The 5,124-nt window shown below is 64.6% G+C and carries 6 protein-coding genes; all 6 read left to right on the top strand.

All coding sequences use genetic code 11. The features are described 5' to 3' along the window. The first annotated feature begins 137 nt into the window (after positions 1-137). Positions 138-779, top strand: a complete 642-nt coding sequence (locus VAE54_RS12110) for an amino acid ABC transporter permease (RefSeq protein ID WP_322802228.1) — start codon at positions 138-140, stop codon at positions 777-779. 36 nt (positions 780-815) lie between these two features. Beyond that, entirely contained in the window at positions 816-1,580 is a 765-nt protein-coding gene (locus tag VAE54_RS12105) for an amino acid ABC transporter permease (RefSeq protein WP_322802227.1), read from the top strand. Between the two features lie 365 nt (positions 1,581-1,945). Then, entirely contained in the window at positions 1,946-2,341 is a 396-nt protein-coding gene (cdd, locus tag VAE54_RS12100; RefSeq protein WP_322802226.1) for a cytidine deaminase, read from the top strand. A 13-nt stretch (positions 2,342-2,354) separates the two neighbouring features. Next, positions 2,355-3,680 (top strand): LCP family protein, encoded by a 1,326-nt coding sequence (locus tag VAE54_RS12095; RefSeq protein WP_322802225.1) that lies wholly within the window; start codon positions 2,355-2,357, stop codon positions 3,678-3,680. A gap of 19 nt (positions 3,681-3,699) precedes the next feature. After that, positions 3,700-4,878, top strand: coding sequence for an acyl-CoA dehydrogenase family protein (locus VAE54_RS12090; protein ID WP_322802224.1), 1,179 nt, complete (start codon positions 3,700-3,702; stop codon positions 4,876-4,878). Positions 4,879-4,941: 63 nt separating this feature from the next. After that, the coding region (locus VAE54_RS12085; RefSeq protein ID WP_322802223.1) for a DNA gyrase subunit A at positions 4,942-5,124 on the top strand (183 nt) is incomplete at its 3' end.

The raw sequence follows: 5,124 nt of genomic DNA, 5'->3' as shown, positions 1-5,124 counted from the left end.
GGCGGTGAGCCAGCCCTGATCGCTCGCATCGGTGAGGGGAAGCGGAAGGCATGGCGGGCGGATTTGCCGCCCGCCATGCCTCTTGCCTTTCCCTGGGGGGGCAGCCGATATCCCATTCCAGGAGCCCTGTTCCGTCGATGAGCACAGCGGACGTCTGGCACTATCTGCTCCTGGGCCTATGGACGACGTTGAGGCTTTCCCTGGCCAGCATGGGCGTGGCCCTTGCCCTGGGAACCCTGATCGGGGTTTTGCGGGTGGCACCGGTCGCAGTCCTTCGATGGTTCGCCGCGGGCTATGTGGAGTTCTTCCGGGATATCCCCCTGCTTCCCGTGCTGGTTTTTGTCTACAGCGGGCTCCCTAAAGCGGGCCTCCGCCTTCCCACGTCGTTCGATAGCGCCGTGGCCGGGCTGGGGGTTTATACGGCCGCCTTCGTCGCGGAGGTGGTGCGCGCCGGCCTTCAATCCGTCCATCGAGGGCAGATCGAGGCTGCCCTCTCCCTTGGCATGTCCTTCCCCCAGATGGTGCGTCTGGTCTTGCTGCCCCAGGCGTTCCGGATGATGATCCCCCCGCTGGGCACCGTGTTCATCGCCCTGGTGAAGAACACCTCCATCGCCTCGGCGATTGCTGTTGAGGAATTGCTGTATCAGGCCGAATTCGTGATCGGGCGCACGTTTGCGGATTGGCCCATGCTGATCGCTTTCCTCTTATATCTGGTGATCACTGTTCCCTTAAGCGGGCTTGTGAATTTCATGGAGCGGCGGCTGCGGATCATGTTCTAACCCCGGGGGAGGCATTCGACGCGCGGAGGCGCGGGCATGCAGATGCAGGAGCGGCCCTGGCAGACGTTTCTCGGCGTGGGGATGGTGCTGATCCTGATCCCGCTGGCTTTCCGGATGGAGCCGGCGCGATTCGAGCCCTTCGCCCGGTTATCCACCTGGCAGTTCCTCGCTCTGGGGATCGCCCTCACCCTGGAGGCCTCGGTGATCGCCATCCTGGCCAGCATCCCGCTGGCTCTCTTCTTCGCCCTGGCGCGCCACAGCGGCCCGCCATGGCTTCGTTATCCGGTGATCGGGGTGGTCGAAGGGATCCGCGCGTTGCCGCTGCTGGGCCTCATGTTCTATCTCTTCCTGCGCCTGAGCGCGCTGGGCCGTCAGATGGGGATCGATGCTCTCACCCGGCCGGATGCGGCGGTGATCGCCGCCCTCTGGATCTATACCGGGGCGGTAAATGGCGAGGCGTTGCGGGCTGCGATCCTCTCCCTGCCGCGGGGGCAATGGGAGGCTGCCCGATCCCTCGGGTTAACGTTTGGGCAGGCCATGCGCCTGGTCATCCTTCCCCAGGCGTTCCGTCGGGCGCTCCCCCCGCTGGTCGCCCAATTTGCTACGCTGGTGAAGGACACCTCGCTGGGGGCCATCATCGGGTTCATTGAGCTGTATCGGCGGGGCGTGATCCTGTTCCAGGGAGAGCGTAACCCGATGGAAACCCTGTATGTGGTCTCGGTGATCTACTTCCTGATCAACTACACCCTGGGCCGTATGGCCAGCGCGCTGGAGCGCCAGCTGGGCCTCGACCGGGGATAGGAGGAGATCCCGGCCTCTGGTCCAGATCCAGCCCCGCCGTGGTCCAGGCGTCTGTGGATCGTCCTTGAAGGGGGATCCGCACAGCCCATTCCTTCCCCGGAAATCTCCCCATCGGGCATGGTTTTCCAGCCCTCCTCCCCATGGCCGGATGGCTATCGGGAAGGGACAGGGGAGCGGGAAGCTCCATCCCATATGGGCCCGGGCGGAGCTCGGACCCCGCCTCGTTGTAAAATTCTTCTTTAGGCTCTGTGAGGGATCGGATTTGCCATTCGGGTGGAACCCCTGCATCTTGAGATGGGCATCGCTAAGCTCGATCTACGGAATAAGGCAGGGTCATGGGTCTATCTCGCCAGGGAGCATTGCCCATGGATGATCAGGCGCTGGTTGAACTGGCCTTACGGATGCGGGAGCGCGCCTATGCGCCCTACTCCGGTTACCGGGTGGGGGCCGCCCTGCTGAGCGCCTCCGGTCAGGTGTTCACCGGATGCAATGTGGAGAACGCGGTGTATCCCCTCGGATTGTGCGCGGAGCGGGTGGCGGTCTTCAAAGCGATCTCAGAAGGCGAGCGCGGTTTTACGGCGATCGCCATCGCGACGGAGAACGGCGGCACGCCGTGCGGGGCATGCCGTCAGGTGCTTTCTGAGTTCGCCCCGGATCTGCGGATCCTGCTGGTGGATGCGAAAGGCGCCGTTCGAGAGACATCCCTGCGCCGGCTGCTCCCGGAGCCTTTCGGCCCGAAGGACCTGAAGGCCGTTCGCTGAGGGGGAGCGGATGATGCCCGGGCTTCGGATCTCATCCCCACGGCCTTTCCCCTTCCGCTGGCCCGCATGGCTCTGGATCCTCCTGGTCCTGGGGCTGGGAGGCGGGGTCGGCATGCTGAGCTATCGGCTTGCCTTCCAGGAGGCCCTGCGAACCTCCCCTCCTGTCCTGGCCGGTGGGGAATCCGCCTCCTCTTCGGGAACTTCTCCCGATCATCCCATTGGGATTCCCGAGTGGACCGGCAAGGAACGAGTGAATATCCTGATCCTGGGCATCGACCAGCGGGAAGGGGAACCAGGGCCGTGGCGGACGGATACGATCATGATCGCCACGCTGGACCCGGTTGGGCTCTCCGCGGGTGTGCTCTCCATCCCTCGGGATCTCTGGGTGACGATCCCGGGCTTCGGGGAGAACCGGATTAACACCGCGCATTTCCTGGGGGACGCCTATGGATATCCAGGCGGAGGGGTCGCCCTGGCTCAGGAGACGATCCGCTATAATTTCGGGATCCCTACCACGTATTATGTGCGGGTGAATTTCACGGCCTTTGAGAAAGCTATTGATCTCCTCGGGGGCATCGATCTCTGCGTCCCGGAAGCCATCGATGATCCGCATTATCCAGATGCTCACTATGGTTATGAGCCGTTCCACATCGATGCAGGGTGTCAGCATCTGGATGGACGGACGGCGTTGAAATACGCGCGGACGCGGGCCACGCGCGAGGGGGATTTCGATCGGATGCGCCGCCAGCAGGAAGTGCTCCGGGCAGTTCGGGATCGAGTGTTGCGTCTGAACATGCTGCCCACGCTGATCGCCCGCGCCCCCGCTTTGTGGGAAACTGTAAAGGATGGGATCCGAACGAACCTGACCCTGGAGGAGATGATCGCCCTGGCCCGCCTGGCGGCTCGTATCCCGGATGAGAAGATCCGCATGGTGACCATCGGCCCTTCGATGACCCGGCCCTACACGACGCCCGATGGGGCGGAGGTTCTGGTCCGGATCCCGGAGAAGGTTCGAGAGGCGCTGGCGGATTTCTTCGGACCTCAGCTGCCTCGCCTGGAGGCCCGGGTCGCGGTTCAGAACGGCACGTTGCGGCCAGGCTTGGCGACCCGTGTGGCGGATGCCCTTCGCGGGCTGGGGGCCGAGATCGTGGAGATCGGCAATGCGGATCGCTTCGATTATCCGGAAACTCAGATCCTGGTCCATCCCGGGGCTCAGGAGGCCGGCCGCCAGGTGGCCGGATGGCTGGGCCTCTCTCTAACAGCGATCCGGGAGGTCCCGGATCTCCCCTGCGCATGTGATCTGCTGATCCGCCTGGGCGCGGATTTCCCGGAGCGTTAACCCTTGTGGAGGGCTCGCCATGGATTTCCGTTTGACGGAAGAACAGCGGCTGTTCCGCCAGGCGGTTCGGGAGTTCGTCGAGCAGGAACTGAGGCCTCGCGCCCGGCATGTGGATGAAACCGGACAGTTCAACTGGGAAGCCGTCCGGAAAGGGGCCTCCCTGGGTCTGCTGGGGTTGACCGTGCCGGAGGCCTATGGGGGGGCTGGTCTGGATCATGTCAGCGCGGCGATCGCGATCGAGGAGATCGCCCGGGGCTGTGGCTCGACCGCCCTTTCCCTGGCCGCGCACAATGGCCTGGGCCTGGCGCCGATCGTGCTGTTCGGCAGCGAGGCTCAGAGGCGACGGTGGCTGCCCGCTCTGACCAGCGGCCGCAACGGGCTGGCCGCTCTGGCTCTGACCGAGCCCCACTGCGGCAGCGATCTGGGCGCCGTGCGCACCACCGCGGTCCTCGACGGAGACGAGTGGGTGATCACCGGCCAGAAGATGTGGTGCACGAACGCGAGCCTCGCGGAGATCATCGTGGTTCTTTGCCGCACCGATCCGGCGGCGGGCAAGCGCGGCCTCAGCCTGATCATTGTCCCTACGGATCGGGCGGGGGTTTCGATCGCCCCGCCGGAGAAGAAGATGGGCCTTCACGGATCGCCCACTCACGCGGTGACGTTCGATCACGTGCGGGTGCCCATGGATCACCTGCTGGGGGAGCCGGGCCGGGGCCTGTCGTATGCCCTGCAGGTGCTGGATGGCGGCCGTATCGGCATCGGGGCCCTTTCCGTCGGCCTGGCTCAGTCCGCCTTCGAGGAGGCGGTGCGATATGCGAAGGAGCGGACCGCCTTCGGCCAGCCCATCGCCGCCTATCAGGCGATCCAGTGGATGCTGGCCGATGCCGCGGTGGAGATCGAGGCCGCGCGGCTTCTGGTGTATCGGGCGGCGTGGCTGCGGGACCAGGGGTTGCCTTACACCCAGGCGGCGGCGATGGCCAAGCTGTTCGCCAGCGAGATGGCGGAGCGGGTGACCCGCAATGCGATTCAGATCCATGGGGGTTACGGTTACAGCCGGGAGTTCCCGGTGGAGCGGCTGTATCGGGATGCCCGCCTGATGACGATCGGGGAGGGCACCAGCGAGATCCAGCGCCTGGTGATCGCGCGCCACATTCTGGGCATCGTAAAAGCGGAGCCCCTTCCCCCGGATGTCGTTTAGGGTGAGGCTTCTCCGGCTGAGAGCAAAATAAATTAGCTCATACTCCGGCTCTCAGGAGGCGAAATGGCGGTTGAGCGGGTTCAGCAGATTGAGATCCAGGAAGAGGTGCAGCAGGCGTATCTCTCTTACGCCATGAGCGTGATTGTGGCGCGGGCGCTGCCGGATGTGCGGGATGGGCTGAAGCCGGTGCAGCGCCGGATTCTGTATGTGATGCATGAGATGGGTCTGCATCCGAACGCCCCTTAC

This window comes from Thermoflexus sp. (genome assembly GCF_034432235.1).
Classification (GTDB): Bacteria; Chloroflexota; Anaerolineae; order Thermoflexales; family Thermoflexaceae; genus Thermoflexus.
This window is presented reverse-complemented; position numbering and strand designations above follow the sequence as displayed.